Raw genomic sequence first — 19,727 nt, 5'->3', positions numbered from 1 at the left:
GTTCGGCGCGCGCAAAACCCGTATTTTGCCTTGTCGCGCGCCCGAAGCGGGCAAAGCCAGCAATTCTAGCGGTCATTGGGTGGAGATTGGCGGGTGGTGCAGGGTGCCTGCCAGGCTTGCCCGGCGGCTCATTTCACGCGGCGTGCGGCCCGAATTCGGCCATCACCTGATCGATGAACGCGCGCAACTTCGGGGTGACGCGGCTTGCCGGAAACACCAGATGCATGGGGCGTTCGGGCGCCTGATAGCCGTTAAGCAGCCGCACCAGCCGGCCCGCGGCGAGTTCGTCTTTCACCGCCTCTTCGGGCGCGAGTATCACGCCGCCGCCATTGAGGGCGGCGGCCAGCAGCGCTTTCATGTCGTTGGCCTGAAAGCGGCCTGCAATCGGCACCACGTGTTCGCCTTGTGCATCGGCGAAACGCCATTCGGTAGGAACCGGCACGCTCGTATAGACGAAGCTCAGACACTCGTGCTCCGCCAGCGCTTGCGGTGTGGATGGCTCGCCGCGCTCGGCCAGGTAGCCAGGCGACGCGCATACGATCCGCCGGTACGGCATCAACGGCCGCGCGATCAACGACGAATCCGACAGCGAGCCGAGACGGATCGCGGCTTCATACCCTTCGTCGATCAGATCGACGAAGCGGTCATTCAGCGTCAATTCGACCCGAACCTCGGGATGAGCCTTCAGATAGCGCGTGATCATCGGCGCGAGACAGCAGGTGCCGAAGGTCACCGGCGCGTTGATGCGCAGACGCCCGCGCGGCGAGGCCGACAATTCCTGCGCGACCGACTCGGCCGCTTCGGCATCCGCCAGCAACGCCTTGCAGCGCTCGTAGAAAATCTGGCCGATCTCCGTGAGGCTCTGGCGCCGCGTGGTCCGGTTGAGCAAACGCGCACCGACGCGCTCTTCCAGCGTGCTGACATGCTTGCCGGCCATCTGCGAGGAGATGCCGAAGGCGAGCGCGGCTGCGGCGAACGAGCCGCTGTCAGCTGTTTTTACGAACACGGCCATGCTGGTCAAACGGTCCATTATTCACCACTCATGGTTTCGACAGCCGTCGATTTTCGCATGTTTATCCAATTACAGTTTTGAATCATAGTGTTTCTCACCGATGGGCGTGCGCTCAGCGGAGCGATCCTTAGAACGACATGGAGTGTGAAACATGAAAATAGGCATTCTCGGCGCCGGCTTTATCGGCCGCGCGATGGCGACGCTCGCCAGCAACGGCGGTCACGAAGTCATGATCAGCAATTCCCGTGATCCGCGGACCTTGACCAGCACGGCCTCGGCGATCGGCTGCGCGCTTGGCACGGCAGAAGAGGCGGCGAAGTTCGGTGACGTGGTGGTGGTGGCCGTGCCGTTCATGAACATCGATGCGCTGCCGGTTACGGCGCTCGACGGCAAGATCGTGATCGACACAGGCAATTACTATCCCGAACGCGACGGCCAGATTGCAGCGCTCGACAGTCGCTCGACGACCACCAGCCAGATGCTGGCCGCCGCGTTGCCGGGGGCCAGGGTGGTGAAGGCCTTCAACGCGATTCTGGCGAAGGACCTGGAAACGGACGGCAAGCCTGCCGATGCGCCGAACCGTCGGGCGCTGCCGTTTGCCGGCGACGACGAGCAGGCCAAACGCGTCGTGAGTGGGCTTCTCGATCAGTTTGGCTTCGATCCGGTCGATGTTGGCACGCTCGCCGACAGTTGGCGCTTCGAGCGTGCCAAGCCGGTCTACTGCATTGCGCTGGATCGCGCGGGCATCGTCGAAGGATTGGCAGCGGCAAAGCGGGACGTTGAGTTGCCGCATGGGTCGTGGCGGCGTTGAGCGGAGCGTCGCGGCAGATTGTGCCGATGACGCACCTGATGCCGTTTAGACGCGCTCCGGCGGCTGTGCGGCGCCGGACAAAGGCATCTTCCGGCGTACCGCCATCGTGCCGAAGCGCGCAACGCCTTCGGAGATTGCCGTGCGGATGGTACGAAAAGTCCGGCTGGTTGCGAGTACCGCTGCGCCGTCGCCGGAATCGCTCCACACAAGCAGGAAGCAGGTGCGTTGATCATTGTCGCGCACCTGCAATTGCCGCTGCCCCTGCCGGGGTGAACCAGAAGCGCGGATGTCTTCCATATGGCGTCCCTGATGGATGGGATATTCCCTTCATGTTTATTTACGCCAAAGCGCGGCGGCGACCTGGTTGCGTCGCCGCCGCGCGCCATCAGACCGTAGCGGCCCGATGACTCGGCAGCGTACGGGCGACGGATTCCGGCGCCTCGATCCCTGTCACCCATGCTTTCATGGCTGCGATATCGTCCGCGAAAAAGCGGTCCTTTTCATAAAAGGCCACGCTCTCGCGAATCTTCCCGATCACGGCTTCGAGCGTCGCGGTCGAGCGCAGGGGGCGATGAAACTCGATGCCTTGCGCCGCGGCCATCGCTTCGATACCGACGACCACGGCAGTGTTCTCGGCCATGTCACCGAGACGTCGCGCGGCGAACGTCGCCATGGACACGTGATCTTCCTGATTGGCCGAGGTCGGCAGGCTATCGACGCTTGCCGGATGGGCGAGCGACTTGTTTTCCGAGGCAAGCGCCGCGGCCGTGACCTGCGCAATCATGAACCCCGAGTGCAGGCCACCGTCGGTGACGAGGAACGGCGGCAAGCCCGACAGGTTCGAATCGAGCAGCAAGGCCAGACGCCGTTCGGATATCGCACCGATTTCAGCGATTGCGATCGCAATGTTGTCTGCCGCGATCGCCACCGGTTCAGCGTGGAAATTCCCGCCCGACAGCACGTCGCCTTCGTCTGCAAAGACGAGCGGATTGTCCGAGGCCGCATTCGCTTCGATGCGCAAGACTTCAGCGGCGTGACGCAACTGATCCAGGCATGCACCCATGACCTGGGGCTGGCAGCGGATTGAATAGGGATCCTGCACGCGCCCGCAATCGTGATGTGACGCAACGATCGGGCTGTCTTCGAGGAGTGCCCGGTAAGCGGCGGCCACATCGATCTGACCCGGCTGGCCCCGCGCTGCATGGATACGGCTGTCGAACGGCGCGAGCGATCCCCTGATCGCTTCGAGCGACAGCGCGCCGGCGAGAACGGCGGATGCGAACACGTCTTCCGCGGCGAACAGACCCACCAGTGCCAGCGCCGTGGACACCTGGGTACCGTTGAGGAAGGCGAGCCCTTCCTTCGGGCCGAGTTGCAGCGGCTCGAGTCCGGCATGGCGCAATCCTTCGAGCGCGGTGACACGTTTGCCGTCAACGCGTGCGTGTCCAACGCCGATCAGCACCGCGGTCATATGCGCGAGCGGCGCCAGATCGCCAGATGCGCCGACCGATCCCTTCGCCGGAATGCACGGATAAACGCCGGCGTTGAGCAAACGCACGAGCGCATGAATCGCTTCGGAGCGCACGCCGGAATGACCGCGTGCAAGGCTGATGGCCTTGAGCGCCATGATCAGGCGCACCGTGCTGTCGGCGAGAAGTTCGCCGGTGCCGACGCTGTGCGAGAGCACGAGATTCTTTTGCAACTCGGCCAGCTTGTCCGACGCAATGACGGTTTGCGCCATCTTGCCGAAGCCGGTGTTGATCCCATAGACCACGGCACCGCGCGCAATCACGTCGTCGACCACCGCATGGCTGCGTTCCACCGATGAAAACGCGCTGGGGTCGATTTCGATTGGCGTGGTGTTGCGCAGCACGCTGCGCAACTGATCAAGCCGGACTTTGCCCGGCACGAGAGTAATAAGGTTGTCGATCTGTTTCATGACTGTCCGATATGAGCAAGTGAAGAAAGCACGTCAGCGTTAGCCTTGTCGCTGGGCGACATCGGGCGTAAAGCGGCAGCCCAGCCGATAGCGCGACCCTGGATGGACGAACCGCGCGAACGTGACAGCGACACCGCCTGTCCACGTGCGCCGCACCAGGGTGAGGCAGGGTTCGCCGTTGGAAATTTCCAGCAGTTCCGCCTCAGTGACGGTGACAAGACCCGCATCGACGACGTGTTCGATTTCATCGAGCGGCACCGTGCTGTACAGATACGCGGAAGGGCGTGCGTTGTTGAAGTCCTGGTCGAGAAACGCCGGCGCTACCGCAGGATTGACATATCGATCTTCCAGCTGGACCGGCAGACCATTTTCCCGGTGCACGCAGATCACGTGGAACACCGAGGCACCTGGTTCAAGTCCCAGCGCATTCGACACGACGGCCGGCGCGGTTTCCCGTCTTTGCAACAAGGTCTTGAAGCTGTATTCATGACCCCGCGAGCGGATTTCGTCGCCAATATGGGCGATCATCAGCAGGGTGGATTGCGGCTTGCTCTCGGCGACGAACGTGCCGACACCCGATAGCCGGGTGAGCAGGCCTTCGTCGCTCAGCTCACGCAAGGCGCGATTCACTGTCATACGCGACACGCCGAGTGTTTCGACCAGGCTTAACTCGGAGGGAATGCGATCGCCCGATCGCCAGGTGCCCGCGTCGATGGTGGTCCGGATGTAGGTCTTGACGCGCTCGTAGCGGGCCATGGTCGGCCCTTCGACTGTTACTTCAAATGCCGGCGTACCGCGGGCTGCGCGTTTTCCATGCACGCCAGCCTGGTTTGTCACGTCATTCGCGGAGGAGTGTAGGTTACGTTCAGTGGATTTCAATTTGCATTCCTCTGCTCTGTGCCGCGCCCAGACGGGTAAGCGCTTCAATAAACAGATCGTTGTCGTCGCGGCTGCCGATAGAGACGCGCAGGCAGTTCGCGTAGCCTGTTTCCCGCCATGGTTTGACGATCACGCCTTCACGCAGTAGCCGCTGCGACAGCGCGACCGCATCCTCATGGGCGTCGAAAAACAGAAAGTTCGCACATGAGCGTGCCGGCATATAGCCGAGCGCGAGCAACGATGCGCGCATCCCCTCGCGTTCGCTGGTCACGTGCGCAACGCTAGCGGCAACGTGTTCAGGGTCGGACAAGGCCGCGACCGCGGCGCACTGGGCGAGGTGATTGATATTGAATGGCGTACGCACCCGGTTCATCAGGTCAGCGAGCCGCGAGTCCGATGCGATGCCATACCCGATCCGCAGCCCCGCAAGTCCATACGCTTTGGAAAACGTCCGCAGCACAAGCCACGGCAATCCTGATTCCGCCAGCAATGCCAGGCAGTCCGCATAACCTAGCGTGGCGACGGCATACTCGTAATACGCTTCGTCCCAGACGACCAGCGTGCCGGGCGACACACAGGACAGCAGGCGCTTGATCTGCGCGCCGTCCATCGCACAGCCAACAGGATTGGACGGGTTGCTCACCAGCAGCATCCGCGTGTTGGGCGTGAGCGCTGCGCAGAGTGCGTCAACGTCAAATTCGAGGTCGCGCATCGGAACGGTCGTCACGATAGCACCGACGCTTTGTGGGCAAATGACGTGCAGTCCGAACGACGGCACGACGGTGACCACCTCGTCGCCAGGCGCAAGAAACGTGTGTGACGCCACGGACAGCAGATCTTCGGAGCCGTTGCCGATCACCAGTTGTCCGGCATCGACGGGAAGACGTGCCGCCAGTGCGGCCCGCAACACACCACAGGCTGGGTCTGGATAAACAGCGATGCCGTCGGCCAGCGCCTGCGCCAGCGCATCGGCCACGCGCGCGCTCGCGCCGTACGGATTTTCATTGCTGGCGAGTTTGGCAATGCGTGTCACACCGAACTGCTCGCGCACATGTCCCGCGGACAACCCCGCGTTATAGGCGGGCAATGCGCGCACTTCGGGACGAAGGGCGTCAATGAGCGCATCGGTAGGGGTCATGCTGGCTCCGTATCGTTGCTTCGCGTCCAGAACGCGTTGCGATCAAAGTAGTTCTGCAGGAATTGCCGCAGGCGCGGCTGGGCTGCATCATGAAAGACCTCGTGCGGCGATCCCTGCACGGCGATGCGTCCCTGATCGATGAAGACCACCTTGTCGGCGACCTGGGCGGCGAAGCCCATTTCATGGGTGACCACCATCATCGTCATACCGTCGCGGGCGAGTTGCTTCATGACCTGCAACACCTCGCCGACCAGTTCGGGATCGAGCGCCGAAGTGGGCTCGTCGAAGAGCATGATGTGCGGTTCCATCGCCAGCGCGCGTGCGATGGCAACGCGTTGCTGCTGGCCGCCCGAAAGTTTGGCCGGGTAAGCGTCGGCCTTGTGTGCAAGACCCACGGTCTCCAGCATCGCCATGCCACGCCGCTTCGCTTCGTCGCGCGACTGGCCGCGCACGCGCTGCAAGGCTTCCATGACGTTGCCGAGCGCGGTCATGTGCGGCCACAGATTGAATTGCTGGAACACCATGCCGACGTTGCGCCGAACGCGGTTGATCTCGCCCTGTGAGGCCCGCGTGCGGCGACCGTTGCGGTCGGCGTAACCGAGCAGTTCGCCTTCGATCAGCACCTCGCCCCGGTCATAGGTTTCGAGCGCCGCGACGCAGCGCAACAAGGTGCTCTTGCCCGAACCGGACGGCCCGATAACGCAAACGACTTCGGATTTGGCGATTTCGAGGTCGACGCCACGTAATACTTCGTTTTCGCCGTACTGCTTGCCAAGCTCAGGTACCTGGATCAGAGGCTGGCGCGTGGGAGGCGTGGCGTTCGGGATAGGACTGGTAGGCATATCAGTAATGGCATTCATGGCGGGGAATCCCTGTCAGGCGTAAAAACGGGCAAGACGTGTCTCTGCCCATGCGCCGGCGCGTGACGTCGTTTCGACCAGCGCGAGGTAGCAGAAGCACAGCACGAGCAGCGTTTCCATAAAGGCGAACGTCGCTGAGCCGATCCCCGTCAATACGAAGGTGAGTTCAGGGACGGTGACGATCGACAGGACGGCGGTTTCCTTGCTCAGCACGATGGTGAGATTGGTGAGCGCGGGCACGATCAGCACGAGCATCTGCGGCAGCTGAACGCGCCATACCGTCTGCAGGCGGGGCAGCCCGAGGCATTGCGCCGCTTCGAGATGACCCTTCGGGACTGAACGGAATCCCGAGCGGAATGCCTCTGCAAAATAGGCACTGCTATAGAGGCCTAGCCCGATAACACCGGCCGTCATCGGCTCGAGTGTCAGACCGAACGATGGGCCGCCGTAGTAGAGCAGAAAGAGCTGGATGAGAAACGGCGTGCCGCGGAAGAACTCGACATAGGCACGCAGCAGTGCGCGCAACCATCTGCTGCCGAACAATTGCAGGACCGCGATCATGAAGCCTATCGCTATGCCGATGAGAACGCCCGCAGTCCAGGTGCCGATGGTGTAGGCGAGACCCGAGAGTATCGGTTGAAGGTTGTGCGTGATGACGGTGAGATCGAACTGTTTCATCGTAAGGCCTCATGCGTGTAGCCGGTGTTCGGCCATATGAGCGAGCGCCGCCAGCGTGCCGTTGATCAGAAAATAGATCAGACCGGCAGCCAGATACGCTTCAAGTGGCCGATAGGTGCCGGCAGCAATGTTCTGCGCGGTGCGCGTGATTTCAGCAACGCCGACAACAGAGATCAGCGACGATGCCTTGATCAGCAGCACCATCTCGTTCGCGAGCGAAGGCAGAGTGAGCCGGAACGCCTGGGGTACCTGCACGCGCCGGAGCATGTCGAACGGGCGGATACCCAGCATGCGGGCGGCCTCCATCTGACCTGGCGGAATGCTTAGAAAGCCGCCACGGAGAATCTCCGCGACGTACGAGGCGGAACACAGCGAAACTGCGCTGATTGCCGCGACGAGTGGCGGCACGTTGATGCCCACAAAGGGCAGCAGGTAGTACACCAGAAGCAGTTGCACGAGCAGCGGTACACCACGGAAAAAGAACACATAGGTTCCTCCGCACGCACGTGTGACGGGGTGGGTGGAAAGCCGTGCGGCGCATACGCCGAGCGCCAGGAAAAAGCCGATCGCAAGACCGGCGAGCGAGATTCCCACGGTTGCAAGTGCCGCCTTGAGCAACAGGGGGAACGCTTGCGCAAAAACAATCGGGCTGAACATGGCGGGAGCGTCGGAAATGGGGGGCGAAAGGTCGGGCAGGCGTGTGCGGCAGGCTCTGCGCCGCACACGCGCGAACACCGGTGTGGCTCGCTCAATAATTCGGTGCGGGCAGCGTGCTCGGCGTGTCCATGGCGACGCCAAGCCACTTCTTCTGCAAGGCTGCGAGACGTCCGTCTTTGTTCATCTTGACCAGCGCGGCGTCGAACGCGGCGAGCAGCGTCTTGCTGTCTTCGTCCTTGCGCATGCAGTAGGCGTAGTACACCTTCGCGCCGAACGACGGTTGCATGACCGCGAACGTGTCGGGCCGCTGTTTTGCGACGTAGGCGATATTGGTTACCGAGTTCGCCACGGCGACGATGCGGCCAGCGGCAAGATCGGAGTAAGCCTGATTGAAGTCGACGTACTCGCGGATTTCAGGTGGCTTGGGCAGGGTCGCAGCCCAGACTTTCAGCTGTTCGTACTGTGCCGTGCTCTTGCCCGCGCCAACCGTTTTGCCGGCGATATCCGACGCCTGCTTGAGGGACGTGTCGCCGGTGCGCTTGAGCAGCGCGTCGGTCGCGTCGGCAATCGGCAGGGTGTATGCGTAGCGGTCCGCACGGGCCTTCGTCACCGTCAGCGGGCCGCCGACCATGTCGAACTTGTGCGCTTCCAGTCCGGGTAACACGCTCGGCCACGGCAGGTCGATGAAGCGCACCTTCACGCCCAGTTCCTTGCCAATTTCGGCGAACAGATCCTTGTTGAAGCCGGCTTGCTGGCCGTTCTCGAGGAAGTCGAACGGCGCGAACTGCATTTCCGTGCCGACCACCAGTTCACCGGCCTTGTGCACGTTGGCCAGGTCGTCCGCGTGGGCGCCCACGCTTGCCGCACACAACGCCAAAGTCACTGCACAACTCTTCCAGCCTGCCATCTTGTTCATGGGATTTCTCCTGAGGGATAGAAAAACGCTGTAGGGGTCGTACCGTCGGCGCCGGCCGGTTCGATGTGACGCAGTATATACCGCGATTTTTTCCAAATTGCCTGTTTTTGCTGCATCGTTTACCCCTGATTGCGGTTTGCATTTGTGCGGTATATACAGCTTGTCACATCAACGAAAATTCCCTCAGGAGTGTTTACATGTCCCTTTCGATTCCACTTTCAGATGCTTTCGTTTTCACGTCGTGCGCAGGAGGTGCGGTATGAGCAGCGCCTCCTTTGATGACACGCTGGCGGCGCTACGTGAAGTGCTTGGCGACGATGGTGTGCGGGTGGGTGCGGCGATCGGCGAACGGTCGATGACGGATTGGACGAAGCATGCCGCGACGCGGCCCGCGGCGTTGCTCTTGCCGCGGACCGTGGAGCAGGTCGCACGGGCGCTGGCCATCTGCAATGAAGCGCGTCGGACGGTGGTTCCGCAAGGGGGGATGACCGGACTGTCAGGGGGTGCGATTCCCCGGGCATCGGATATCGCGCTGTCGCTTGACCGGATGGCTGGGATTGAAGAGATCGACACCGCCTCGGCGACGATGACCGTGCTGGCCGGGACGACCTTGCAAACGGCCCAGGAGGCAGCGCTGGAAGCCGGCTTCGAACTGGCGCTCGACCTGGGGGCACGCGGTTCCTGCCAGATCGGCGGCAATCTGGCGACCAATGCCGGGGGCAACCGGGTGATCCAGTCGGGGACCGCCCGCGAGCAGATCCTCGGACTGGAGGTCGTGCTCGCGAGCGGCGCCATCCTCAGTTCGATGAACAAGATGGTGAAGAACAACACCGGCTACGATCTCAAGCACCTGTTCATCGGGTCGGAAGGCACGCTAGGGATCATTACGCGCGCCGTGCTGCGGTTAAGGCCGCGACGCGCCGCACGGCACACGGTCCTCGTCGCATTCGACGCGTACGACAAGGCGGTGGAACTGCTGCGACGGCTGTCGGCCAAGTTCGGGACCGATGTCAGCGCGTTCGAACTGATGTGGCCTGACTTCTTCCGCTTGGGGGTCTCGCTGACCTCGAGCGGGCGCTCGCCGTTCGCCGAGGCTTACCCGCTTTATGCACTGGTTGAGCACGCGAGCTTTGATGCTGCCGATGACGGTGAGTCATTTGCAGCCGTGCTCGGTGAACTGCTTGAAGAGGGCGTGATGCTGGATGCGGTGATTGCACAATCGGTTGGTGACGCAGAGGCGCTTTGGGCGATTCGCGAATGCACCGCGGAGTTTCCAGTGAAGCTGGATCCCGTGAATTTCGACGTTAGCCTGCCCACCGGTGCGCTGGGCGAATTTGTCGACCGTTGCCGCGTTGCGCTCGACGAGAAATGGCCGGGCAACGTGTCTTATTTCTTCGGCCACATCGGCGATTCAAACCTGCACCTGACGGTCGACGGTCGGTCGGTGCCGGACGTTTCGCATCACGCAATCTACGCGTTTGTTTATGACATGTTGAAGCCGTATGGCGGCTCTGTGTCCGCGGAGCACGGCATTGGTCTGCTCAAGCGAGAGTTTCTGGCCGTATCGCGTTCGCCTGAGGAACTGGCGGCGATGATAGCAATCAAGGCGGCGCTCGATCCGAACGGCATCCTGAATCCGGGCAAGGTGATCTGACCGGCTATAGGTCAGATACGTCGGGAGCCAGTCAAAACTTGATGAGGTGAGAGGTGGGCAATCTGGATGATATGAGGCATGTCAGAGCGGCGGCGGCTTTAGCCGCCAACGCCGAGGATGCCTCCATTTGGCGGTGGTTTGCGCTGCTCCTCGAAGAGCGGAGGATTCGCTGGTGCTGCAACGGTGAGCGTTGGCTGGTGAGCGTCGACAACAGACACGTCGCCACGGACAGCAGCTTCGATAAGGCCATCCGGATGGCGAGGGGGCGTTGCGCGTGATTTTTGAAGTTTGAAGTTGCGCAAACTGGCTCGGGCAGGGCGGCTTGGTAGCCGCCCTTTACGAGTTCGATCTGCGCGCCATCAAGCGGAAAAGTCAGTCGAGGCCGACAACGTCTATCTACATCTACTATCGCCATCGAACCGAGCAGCCGCTGCGCCGGCGACGCTCTGGTCTCAGACCTGGCCGATGCCACCATCGACCATCAGATCCGCACCCGTCACGTACGAACTCTGGTCGGACGCCAGGAAGAGCGCCGCGCTGGCAAGCTCCTCAGCCCGAGCGAGTCGCCCGATCGGGATCATGCTCTGGTACATGTTCACCAGATCCTCGCGTGTCGCCGACTGGGCGTCGAGAATCGGGGTGTCGGTGACGCCAGGGCTGAGCATGTTGACGCGAATGCCGCGATCCTTGAATTCCGCAGCCCAGGTGCGGGCATAGGACCGCAACGCCGCCTTGGTCGCCGCGTAGGCGGTGTGGCCAGGAATGCCCATGACGTGCATGGCCGACGAGACCAGGATGATTGATCCACCCCCTGTCATCAGCGGCAGCAGCTTCTGCACCAGGAAGACGGGGCCGCGGGCCATGAGGTTGAACGCCTTGTCGAAATGCTCAGGCGTGATGGTGTCGATCGAGGCCTGCTCGGTAAAGCCCGCGTTCGACACGATGATGTCGACGACACCCTTTTCGGCCCGCACCACTGCAGCGACACGGTCGAGGTCATCGAGGTTCGCGGCGTCAGCCTGAATAGCGGTGACGTTGCGTCCGATCAGTTCGGCGGCCTCGTCGAGTTGAGCCTGCCGGCGGCCGAAAATAAAGACGTGAGCGCCTTCAGCGACGAGACGTTGGGCAGTCGCCAAACCGATCCCGGTCGTTCCGCCGCTAATGACGGCAATCTTTCCTGCGAGAGTGGACATCGCAACCTTCTGCCTGTTCGTGAATGACAGGTTCATGGTAATTGTCGTCGCCGGGAATGATAATCCGCGGATTTTCCATAAGATCTATTCTTCAAGAGAATGGGTCGGGCAAGGGGAATGCAATGGATCGGTTTCAGGAGTTGAATGCCTTTATCGCCGTCGTTGAAGCGGGCGGCTTTTCCGCCGCGGCGCGTAGAACCGGCGATTCACAGTCCGCCATCAGCAAGGCCGTCGGCGCGCTGGAGAAGCGCCTCGGCGTGGCGCTATTTAACCGAAGCACACGCAGCGTGACCCTGACGGACCAGGGCCAGAAATACTATGACCGGACCAAACCGCTTGTTGACGAGATGGATGAAGCCGACAGCGAACTGACCAGCAGCACGCTTAATGCTTCCGGTCTGATCAGGATCGCCGCATCTGCTACTTTCGGCCGCCTTCACATCCTTCCGCTGATACCCGAGCTGTTGTCGCACAATCGCGGCCTTCAGGTCGATCTTGTTCTTTCGGACTTCGTACGAGATATGGTGGAAGATCGGATCGATCTGGCGATCCGGGTGGGCCCCGTCAACGATCCTGATGCGGTTGTCAGGCGCGTGGCCAGCACCCCCCTCGTATGCGTCGGCTCCCGCAGTTATTTCGAGCAACACGGAATACCCAAAACCCCCGCCGAACTCGTTAATCACAATTGCCTTTTATATGGCGGCCTGATGGAGTCGGCGAATTGGCCGTTTGTAGGCCCGGAGGGTCGATTCAGCGTGTCCGTTCGCGGAAATCTTTCGTCCAACAGTGTCGAAACGATCCGGGCCGGTGTTCTGGCCGGCGTTGGAATTGGCCTGTTCGCCAAGGTCTCTCTTGCCGATGAGCTCCGACATCCGGACGTCATCACGGTTCTCGACGAATTTATAAGCGAGGTCAGAGACGTCAGCCTCGTCTGGCCAAAACGCCGGTATGTACCGGCACGCGTGCGCCGCGCGACTGACTTTTTTGCTACGGCCCTCCCACAGCGGATTTAGGCAAACGGAATCAATCGGGCGCAACGGGCGAGATCTCTAGCCGACGTAGGCCGTGGCAACGGCCGCCGGTTGACGCTCGCTCACGTTTTCTGTCTCGGGATGAAAGCGAAGGTGAACGTCCACGGGCAGCCTCATCAGGTCAACAGCCAAACCATGATCACAGGAAAGACGATCGGCAACACGAATGCGGAGAAAATGCCGTTCATCGCCATACCGAGGCCGGCGAATGCTCCCGCTTCTTCGCTGATCTGAAATGCGCGCGCCGTCCCAATGCCATGCGATGCGACACCTATGGCAAAACCGCGCACATCGTCGCGCCGCACGCCTAACGGGTCGAGTACGAGGCTTCCGAGCATGGCGCCGGAAATGCCAGTCGCAATGACCATCGCGGCGGTCAGTGAGGGTATGCCGCCTATCCTGGCGGAGATCAACATTGCAATGGCCGCAGTGACTGACTTCGGCGCGATCGATGCCACCGCAACGCCTGAGCAGTGCAGCAACATCGTTATCCCGACGGCTGAGACGACCGCCGTTGCCGAGCCGGCGACCAGGCCAGCGAGCAAAGGGACCAGCGCTTTGCGCAGCTTTGGCATCTGCCGGTGAAGCGGCACCGCTAGCGCAATGATGGCCGGCCCTAACAGGAATTGGATGAATCTCGCGCCTTCGAAATACGTGCTGTATCGCATACCCGACAACTTCAGAAGCGCTACGAGCAGGGCAACGGAGATCGCTACTGGATTGGCCAAAGGACTTCGCTTCGCAAGTGTGTGGACCCAGCATGCGAAGACATACACGCCAATGGTCGCGGTGAGCGCGGCCAGCGGCGATACGCCGATGAAAGCGTCCGCCATCGGGGATATTTCACCAAACTTCATGACAACCTCCGTGCAGTCGCGCCCTAAGCGTGCGTGGGCTTCGGCGCATCCAGGCGCTGCTGCTTTCTTTCGAGCCTGGCCATCAATTTGCCGGCCACCAGCGCGCTAACCGCGATCGAAAGAATCGTACTGACGACGATTGCGAGTGAGATCGCAATCAACTGACCCTTCATCGCGCCGGCGAGCGCCATTACGCCGACCCCGGCGGGAACGAAGAGGAGCGAGAGATGATTGAGCAGGCCGCGCGACACATAGTCCACCCGCTGCGCGAGCGCGGGTGATGCCGAAAGAAGACAAAGGAACAGAACCATCCCTATCACAGGTCCGGGAATCGGGACCTGAGTGACATAGGCAATCAGTTCCCCGAGGCACTGAAAGGCAAGGAGAACGGCAAACGACTGCACAATCGTGGCCTCGCGGCTTGCTGCCGGTTTCGAGTCGACTGGGGTTGCAGTTGCGTTTTTCGTTGCACTTTTCATATCGCTCTCCTTCCAGGCAAGTTGGAAGCGGAAGGCCTATTCAGCAATGAGGCCGCGGACCATCGGCAGGGCATCGAGACGGTTGGCGACCGATTGCTGAAAGGCGTGCGTGGGCATCATCCAGCGCATGTTCCGCAATCTTGCGCGCCAGTCGGTGCGAGCACCATGGAGCGAGACTGAAGAAATTGTTAACTTTGATGCGGCGGAGGGGAGCCGGAAGGGAAGGTATTCCAGCTTTCGCACTTCCGCTGTGGGTCTTCCACGCCCGAGGCGACGAAGACGACGCGCGCGCCATCGGGTAGGGCGGGTAAGAGTGCTTCTTTCAACGCAAAGGGGCAGAGATGGCCGGCAATGCCTATCGGCCGCGGGTTCATCATGTCACTGGCTATTCGTTGCGGAGGGGCCGACGATTCGGACGCCGCCGGTGAGGACGCCCCCACACGATTCGGGCACGTTACCCGGATCGTCGGGGCGGTGTCGGGCGAGCCATCGGCGGTCAATTACCACCGAAGAAAAGGTTGCAATAACTTGCGGGGCCGACGCACGACGATGGCGAGGGCTGCGACATATGCTGGACACTGCCGGAGTCTGAGGTGCCGTTGGTCGTCGTGCCACCAACGTCACTGTTGCCCGCTCGCTGGCTGTCCTGTGCAGCGATCTTCGCTTCAGCAGCCTGAATTTGCTCGGGATACTTCGTATGGTCGCCGTCGCCCAAGCGATAGCCGGCCTGCTCGAGACGGATCAATTCAGCACGCACCTGCGCACGGGTGGTGGGCGCAGTGCTTTGAGCGAAGCTGACGACTGGGCTGGCAAGCACACAGCTGGCGAGGACAATGCATGCAAGGGTTTTCATAATGGACCTCCTTGATTTATGGCCAATTTAACAATCAGGATGCCTAATGGCACACTGCAGCCAGTTCTGCAGACAAACTGGAAGTTGTGGTTGATATGGGGCGTGGAGCTGTCCGCGACTCAGCTGGCTTAACTCGGGGGCGTATTGCGGATCATGTCAATCTCCCTGAAAGTGAGGTGGAGAACGTCGCGCATGTACGCACTGTGTTTTCCGCATCGGCCGGTTATAGAGACCGTACTCGTAACAGGCATTCGACAAGAGAGAAACGCGAGCCATTGTGCGGTGATTGACGCCCTCCTTGTGTCAAATTATGCTGCATTATTACGCCGTGTAACCGTGTCAGTTGTAGTTACGTCGATAGTTTGATGTTCGGCATTAAATGTTCCTTTGCGGGCGAATAAATGTTCGGTGTCGCTTTGCGATTATTCGTTAGCGTGACTTCTTGAGAGTACGGCGCACGCCGGGTTACGGATGCAGTTCGACGCGGGACACGCGGAGCAAGCACCCAATATCGTAATTGGCGAACCGTGTTTGATCAGGATAACTGCGAGTTACTGGTACTGCGCAGCGCGAGAGATCAGACTCGCACTTACCCTCGTTCAGCAGCTTTGACGGTCTTCCACCCAATGCTCGGCACAGCGGGCACAAATCTCAGGTAGGACCACCTGCGTGGATCACGAACTTTTGTTTGGCAAAAAACCGAACACTTGTCCATCGACTTGTTGGCGGACCGCTAGCACAATGGGGTGTAGCTGCACCTGATTCCCGGAGGCCTGTTATGGCGTCCTGTACTCAAACACCACGTGATTCTGACACGGGCGAAAAGCCCGGGGCCAGAACATCACCGTGCGCGGGTGAAACGGCTCATACAATCGAGCGGCGCAGATTCGCTGAATTGATGAATCTTTTTGTGGGACCGGTTGCAGCACTCAGTACCGAGCAGAATCTCCTCGTCAAACGCGAGTTGTTGCAATCGCTGTCCCGCCGATCGGTATATTGGATCGCGCTACTGTTGGTCGGAAGTCCGTTCTGGTTCGTATTTGGATCGTGGATCAAGACGTCGGATATGTATCCCTTGTTCCGTGTCGTCTGGATCCTGGGACTGTGGGGGATGGCCGCTCCCTTGGCAGCATACTTACTGAAAAAGACCATGACGCTCCCGAAGCACGCCGGCGTCAGCGCGGTCGAGCAGATGCACTGGGCATGGGCTGCATTGGTCATGCTGACATCGTTCTGGTGGGCGGCGGCCAGCTTTGGGCTAATCCCACCCAGCTTCGTGCTCCTCCACGGTTACTACTTTAGATTTGCCCGGTATGGCTTCGTGGAACTGACGATGATCAGCCAGGCATTTACCTTGCTGCTGCTCGCACCCAGTTTTCGTGCGGCTTTAGGTTCACTCGTGATCGGCACTATCCCATTCGGATTTAACTTGGCACCACTGCTATTTATTAACCGACCAGGAATGTTTGACTGGTATACGGCTCAACTAATTGGCTATTGTGTCATCGCATGGTTCATTTGCAACGATCAGCAACGCACATGTGTAAAAGAGGTTGTTCTCGAGGAGGCGCGATCTCAGGCTGTAGCGGCAACGGCGGAGAAGAACCAATTTATCGCTGCAATAAGCCATGACCTGCGCCAACCGCTCACGACGCTCGGCCTGAAGTTGAATTTTATCGAGCGGAGCATTAAATCGACCGATCTGGTCGAAGACGTCTCGCTTGCGCAAAGGCAAGTGGATGCGATGGAAGGGATGATTAACGGGGCACTGGATATCTGCCGGCTCGAGTCAGGCACCTGGAATGTAGAAATTCAGGAGGTGGCGCTGCCTTCCCTTTTACGCGGCATCGTGGTGGATATGCAACCGCTGGCTGAGGCGAAAGGGCTGAAGTTAAGACTCCATAGCCGCCCCTATCTGGTCCGTACGGATCGGCATGCGTTGGACAGGATCGTCCGGAATATGGTGATCAATGCGGTCCGTTACACGCCTTCCGAGCAGGCAGGAAAGAAGGGGCACGTTCTGGTGAGTTGCCAGAGGCGAAGCAGCCGCATAAAGATAAGCGTCTGGGACAATGGGATCGGTATCCCTGAAGGTAGACAAGGGGATATATTCAGAAGCTATGTACAGGTCAATAACCCCGAGAGGAATCGTGAAAAGGGGTTCGGCCTGGGTCTGTCCATTGTCCAGGGTCTCGCGAACCTTCTTGGTCACAAACTGGACGTGGACTCGACACCAGGACGGGGCTCGCGTTTTTCGGTTACGGTCCCGTTCTTGGGACTCATACCGCCGGAGTTGCGCGAGGTTCAAACGGTTGAAGACGACGACCCGGACCTGACCAATATGGTCGTGGCGATCATCGAGGACAATCGCGACTTAAGAATCGAAATATCGATGCGCCTGATCGAGCATGGCTGCTACGTCGTGGCGGGAGAATCATCATCCGACGTCATCGAGCAGTTGCGCATTGAGGCTTTGGCAAGCGGTCCGCACTTCATCCTCTCCGGCTACCCGCTGGAAAGCGAGGACGGTATTGCTGCAATTACGGCGGTCCGCGCGGCTACCGACGCTTCGATCCCTGCGATCCTGTGGTCGGGGGACACCTCGTCAGCTGTGCTCAAAAAAGTAGCCGTCAGTGGCATGAAGCTTTTGTCGGGACCGGATTCGGAACGAACCTTATTGACCCTACTTGCAGAACATAAGCCAAAAACATTGACCGAAGGCGGGTGAAAGAGATGGCAGGGGAACACAAAGCTAGCACAACGGAGCGTAGCTGCACCTGATTCCCGGAGGCCTGCTATGGCATCCCGTAGTCAAACACGACGTGATTCTGACGCGGGCGAAAAGCCCGGGGCCAGAACATCACTGTGCGCGGGTGAAACGGCTCAGACAATCGAGCGCCGCAGATTCGCTGAGTTTATGAATTCTTTTCTGGGACCGGTTGCAGCACTCAGTACCGAGCAGAATCTCTTTGTCAAACGTGAGTTGTTGCAATCGCTGTCCCGTCGAGCGGTATGTTGGACCGTGCTAGTGTCGGTCGGAGCCTCGCTGTTGTGCGTATATGGATCGTGGACCAAAACGTCGGATAGCTATCTTTGGTTCCGTGTCGTCTGGATCCTGGGACTGTGGGTGATGGCCACTCCCATGGCAGCATACTTACTGAAAAAGACCATGGCGCTCCCGAAGCACGCCGGCGTCAACGCGGTCAAGCAGATGCACTGGGCATGGGCTGCAGCCGTCACACTGACATCGTTCTGGTGGGCGGTGGGTAGCTTTGGGCTCACCCCACCCGATTTCTCGGGCCATGCTCCCTACGTCAAATTGGCCAGTTTGGGCTTCCTTGAGTACACGCTAATCAGCCATACATTTACCTTGCTGCTGCTCGCACCCAGTCTTCGTGCGAATTTAGGTTCATTCGTGCTCGGCGCTATCCCGTTCGGATTTAGCCTGGGACCACCTCTATTTATTTACCGGCCAGCAATGCTGGGCTTTTATACGGCTCAACTAATTGGTTATTGTTTCCTCGCGTGGTTTATTTTTTACACTCAAAAACGCGCATATGTTAAAGAGATTATCATCGATGAGGCGCGAGAGCGGGCTGAAGCGGCAAAGGCGGAGAAGAACCTGCTTATCGCTGCAATAAGCCATGACCTGCGCCAACCGCTCACAACGCTCGGCCTGAAGTTAAATTTCATCGAGCGGAGCATTAAATCGACCGATCTGGTCGAAGACGTCTCGCTTGCGCAAAGGCAAGTGGATGCGATGGAATGGATGATTAACGGGGCATTGGATATCTGCCGGCTCGAGTCCGGCACCTGGAATGTAGAAATTCAGGAGGTGGCGCTGCCTTCCCTTTTACGCGGCATCGTCGTGGATATGCAGCCGCTGGCTGAGGCGAAGGGGCTGAAGTTAAGACTCCATAGCCGCCCCTATCTGGTCCGTACGGATCGACATGCGCTGGACAGGATCGTCCGGAATATGGTGATCAATGCGGTCCGTTACACGCCTTCCGAGCAGGGAGGAAAGAAGGGGCACGTTCTGCTGAGTTGCCAGAGGCGAGGCAGCCGCATAAAGATAAGCGTCTGGGACAACGGGATCGGTATCCCTGAAGGCAGACAGGCGGATATATTCAGAAGCTATGTACAGGTCAATAACCCCGAGAGGAATCGTGAAAAGGGGTTCGGCCTGGGTCTGTCCATTGTCCAGGGTCTCGCGAACCTTCTTGGTCACAAACTGGACGTGGACTCGACACCAGGACGGGGCTCGCGTTTTTCGGTTACGGTCCCGTTCTTGGGACTCATACCGCCGGAGTTGCGCGAGGTTCAAACGGTTGAAGACGACGACCCGGACCTGACCAATATGGTCGTGGCGATCATCGAGGACAATCGCGACTTAAGAATCGAAATATCGATGCGCCTGATCGAGCATGGCTGCTACGTTGTGGCGGGGGAATCATCATCCGACGTCATCGAGCAGTTGCGCATTGAGGCTTTGGCAAGCGGTCCGCACTTCATCCTCTCCGACTACCGGCTGGAAAACGAAGACGGTATTGCTGCAATTACGGCGGTCCGCGCGGCTACCGACGCTTCGATCCCTGCAATCCTGTGGTCGGGGGACACCTCGTCAGCTGTGCTCAAAAAAGTAGCCGTCAGTGGCATGAAGCTTTTGTCGAAACCGGTTTCGGAACGAACCTTGTTGATCACACTTGCAAAACATAAGCCAAAAACGTCGACCGAAAGCGGTTAAAAGTGATGCCAGGGGAACATGAAGAG

General features: G+C 59.8%; 18 protein-coding genes. 5 read left to right on the top strand and 13 right to left on the bottom strand.

Going from position 1 to position 19,727, the window contains the following annotated elements; genetic code table 11:
* Positions 1–133: 133 nt before the first annotated feature.
* A complete protein-coding gene (locus KHO31_RS07350; protein WP_211622965.1) occupies positions 134–1,030 on the bottom strand; it encodes a LysR family transcriptional regulator in 897 nt (298 codons plus the stop codon).
* Positions 1,031–1,163: 133 nt separating this feature from the next.
* Between KHO31_RS07350 and KHO31_RS07345 the strand changes: the two genes are divergently transcribed.
* The gene (locus tag KHO31_RS07345) at positions 1,164–1,823 is read left to right on the top strand and encodes an NADPH-dependent F420 reductase (protein ID WP_211622963.1); all 660 of its coding nucleotides are present in this window, start codon (positions 1,164–1,166) and stop codon (positions 1,821–1,823) included.
* A 45-nt stretch (positions 1,824–1,868) separates the two neighbouring features.
* Here KHO31_RS07345 and KHO31_RS07340 read toward each other — a convergent pair whose 3' ends face one another.
* The 8 genes from KHO31_RS07340 to KHO31_RS07305 all read right to left on the bottom strand — a co-directional run bounded on the left by KHO31_RS07340 (position 1,869) and on the right by KHO31_RS07305 (position 8,890).
* Entirely contained in the window at positions 1,869–2,120 is a 252-nt protein-coding gene (locus KHO31_RS07340; protein ID WP_201086228.1) for a hypothetical protein, read from the bottom strand.
* Between the two features lie 88 nt (positions 2,121–2,208).
* Positions 2,209–3,762, bottom strand: coding sequence for a histidine ammonia-lyase (gene hutH, locus KHO31_RS07335; protein ID WP_211622961.1), 1,554 nt, complete (start codon positions 3,760–3,762; stop codon positions 2,209–2,211).
* A 39-nt stretch (positions 3,763–3,801) separates the two neighbouring features.
* Positions 3,802–4,518 carry a histidine utilization repressor gene (gene hutC / locus KHO31_RS07330; protein WP_201083811.1) on the bottom strand — a complete coding sequence of 239 codons (717 nt, stop codon included), beginning with the start codon at positions 4,516–4,518 and terminating at the stop codon, positions 3,802–3,804.
* Between the two features lie 109 nt (positions 4,519–4,627).
* A complete protein-coding gene (gene hisC, locus KHO31_RS07325; protein ID WP_201083792.1) occupies positions 4,628–5,779 on the bottom strand; it encodes a histidinol-phosphate transaminase in 1,152 nt (383 codons plus the stop codon).
* Positions 5,776–6,639 carry an amino acid ABC transporter ATP-binding protein gene (locus KHO31_RS07320; RefSeq protein ID WP_211622959.1) on the bottom strand — a complete coding sequence of 288 codons (864 nt, stop codon included), beginning with the start codon at positions 6,637–6,639 and terminating at the stop codon, positions 5,776–5,778. Before KHO31_RS07320 ends, hisC begins: the two co-directional genes overlap by 4 nt.
* Positions 6,640–6,654: 15 nt before the next feature.
* Positions 6,655–7,317, bottom strand: coding sequence for an amino acid ABC transporter permease (locus KHO31_RS07315; protein WP_201083788.1), 663 nt, complete (start codon positions 7,315–7,317; stop codon positions 6,655–6,657).
* Between the two features lie 9 nt (positions 7,318–7,326).
* Positions 7,327–7,974 (bottom strand): amino acid ABC transporter permease, encoded by a 648-nt coding sequence (locus KHO31_RS07310; RefSeq protein ID WP_201083786.1) that lies wholly within the window; start codon positions 7,972–7,974, stop codon positions 7,327–7,329.
* A 91-nt stretch (positions 7,975–8,065) separates the two neighbouring features.
* Positions 8,066–8,890: a transporter substrate-binding domain-containing protein gene (locus tag KHO31_RS07305; RefSeq protein ID WP_201083784.1), complete on the bottom strand. Its 825-nt coding sequence runs from the start codon at positions 8,888–8,890 to the stop codon at positions 8,066–8,068.
* 259 nt (positions 8,891–9,149) lie between these two features.
* Here KHO31_RS07305 and KHO31_RS07300 point away from each other — a divergent pair, with 259 nt between their 5' ends.
* A complete protein-coding gene (locus tag KHO31_RS07300) occupies positions 9,150–10,544 on the top strand; it encodes an FAD-binding oxidoreductase (RefSeq protein ID WP_201083782.1) in 1,395 nt (464 codons plus the stop codon).
* A gap of 452 nt (positions 10,545–10,996) precedes the next feature.
* On the opposite strand, the gene KHO31_RS07295 is transcribed toward KHO31_RS07300, so the two are convergent.
* A complete protein-coding gene (locus tag KHO31_RS07295) occupies positions 10,997–11,737 on the bottom strand; it encodes an SDR family NAD(P)-dependent oxidoreductase (RefSeq protein ID WP_201083780.1) in 741 nt (246 codons plus the stop codon).
* A gap of 122 nt (positions 11,738–11,859) precedes the next feature.
* On the opposite strand from KHO31_RS07295, the gene KHO31_RS07290 reads away from it, so the two are divergent.
* A complete protein-coding gene (locus KHO31_RS07290) occupies positions 11,860–12,750 on the top strand; it encodes a LysR family transcriptional regulator (protein ID WP_201083778.1) in 891 nt (296 codons plus the stop codon).
* A 134-nt stretch (positions 12,751–12,884) separates the two neighbouring features.
* Here the strand turns inward: KHO31_RS07290 and KHO31_RS07285 are convergent, their stop codons facing one another.
* The 3 genes from KHO31_RS07285 to KHO31_RS07275 all read right to left on the bottom strand — a co-directional run bounded on the left by KHO31_RS07285 (position 12,885) and on the right by KHO31_RS07275 (position 14,957).
* The gene (locus tag KHO31_RS07285; protein ID WP_201086227.1) at positions 12,885–13,625 is read right to left on the bottom strand and encodes an LrgB family protein; all 741 of its coding nucleotides are present in this window, start codon (positions 13,623–13,625) and stop codon (positions 12,885–12,887) included.
* A 23-nt stretch (positions 13,626–13,648) separates the two neighbouring features.
* Positions 13,649–14,104 (bottom strand): CidA/LrgA family protein, encoded by a 456-nt coding sequence (locus KHO31_RS07280; protein ID WP_236556207.1) that lies wholly within the window; start codon positions 14,102–14,104, stop codon positions 13,649–13,651.
* Between the two features lie 496 nt (positions 14,105–14,600).
* The gene (locus tag KHO31_RS07275) at positions 14,601–14,957 is read right to left on the bottom strand and encodes a DUF4148 domain-containing protein (protein ID WP_201083768.1); all 357 of its coding nucleotides are present in this window, start codon (positions 14,955–14,957) and stop codon (positions 14,601–14,603) included.
* 778 nt (positions 14,958–15,735) lie between these two features.
* On the opposite strand from KHO31_RS07275, the gene KHO31_RS07270 reads away from it, so the two are divergent.
* Together KHO31_RS07270 and KHO31_RS07265 are read left to right on the top strand one after the other, a co-directional pair.
* Complete coding sequence (locus tag KHO31_RS07270) at positions 15,736–17,685, top strand: ATP-binding response regulator (protein WP_201108440.1); 1,950 nt, start codon at positions 15,736–15,738, stop codon at positions 17,683–17,685.
* A gap of 69 nt (positions 17,686–17,754) precedes the next feature.
* Complete coding sequence (locus KHO31_RS07265; protein ID WP_201086225.1) at positions 17,755–19,701, top strand: ATP-binding response regulator; 1,947 nt, start codon at positions 17,755–17,757, stop codon at positions 19,699–19,701.
* Positions 19,702–19,727: the final 26 nt, after the last annotated feature.

This window comes from Paraburkholderia domus, assembly GCF_905220705.1.
Taxonomy (GTDB): Bacteria; Pseudomonadota; Gammaproteobacteria; order Burkholderiales; family Burkholderiaceae; genus Paraburkholderia; species Paraburkholderia domus.
The sequence above is the reverse complement of the archived record's forward strand: the minus strand, read 5'-3'. Positions and strand labels throughout refer to the sequence as shown.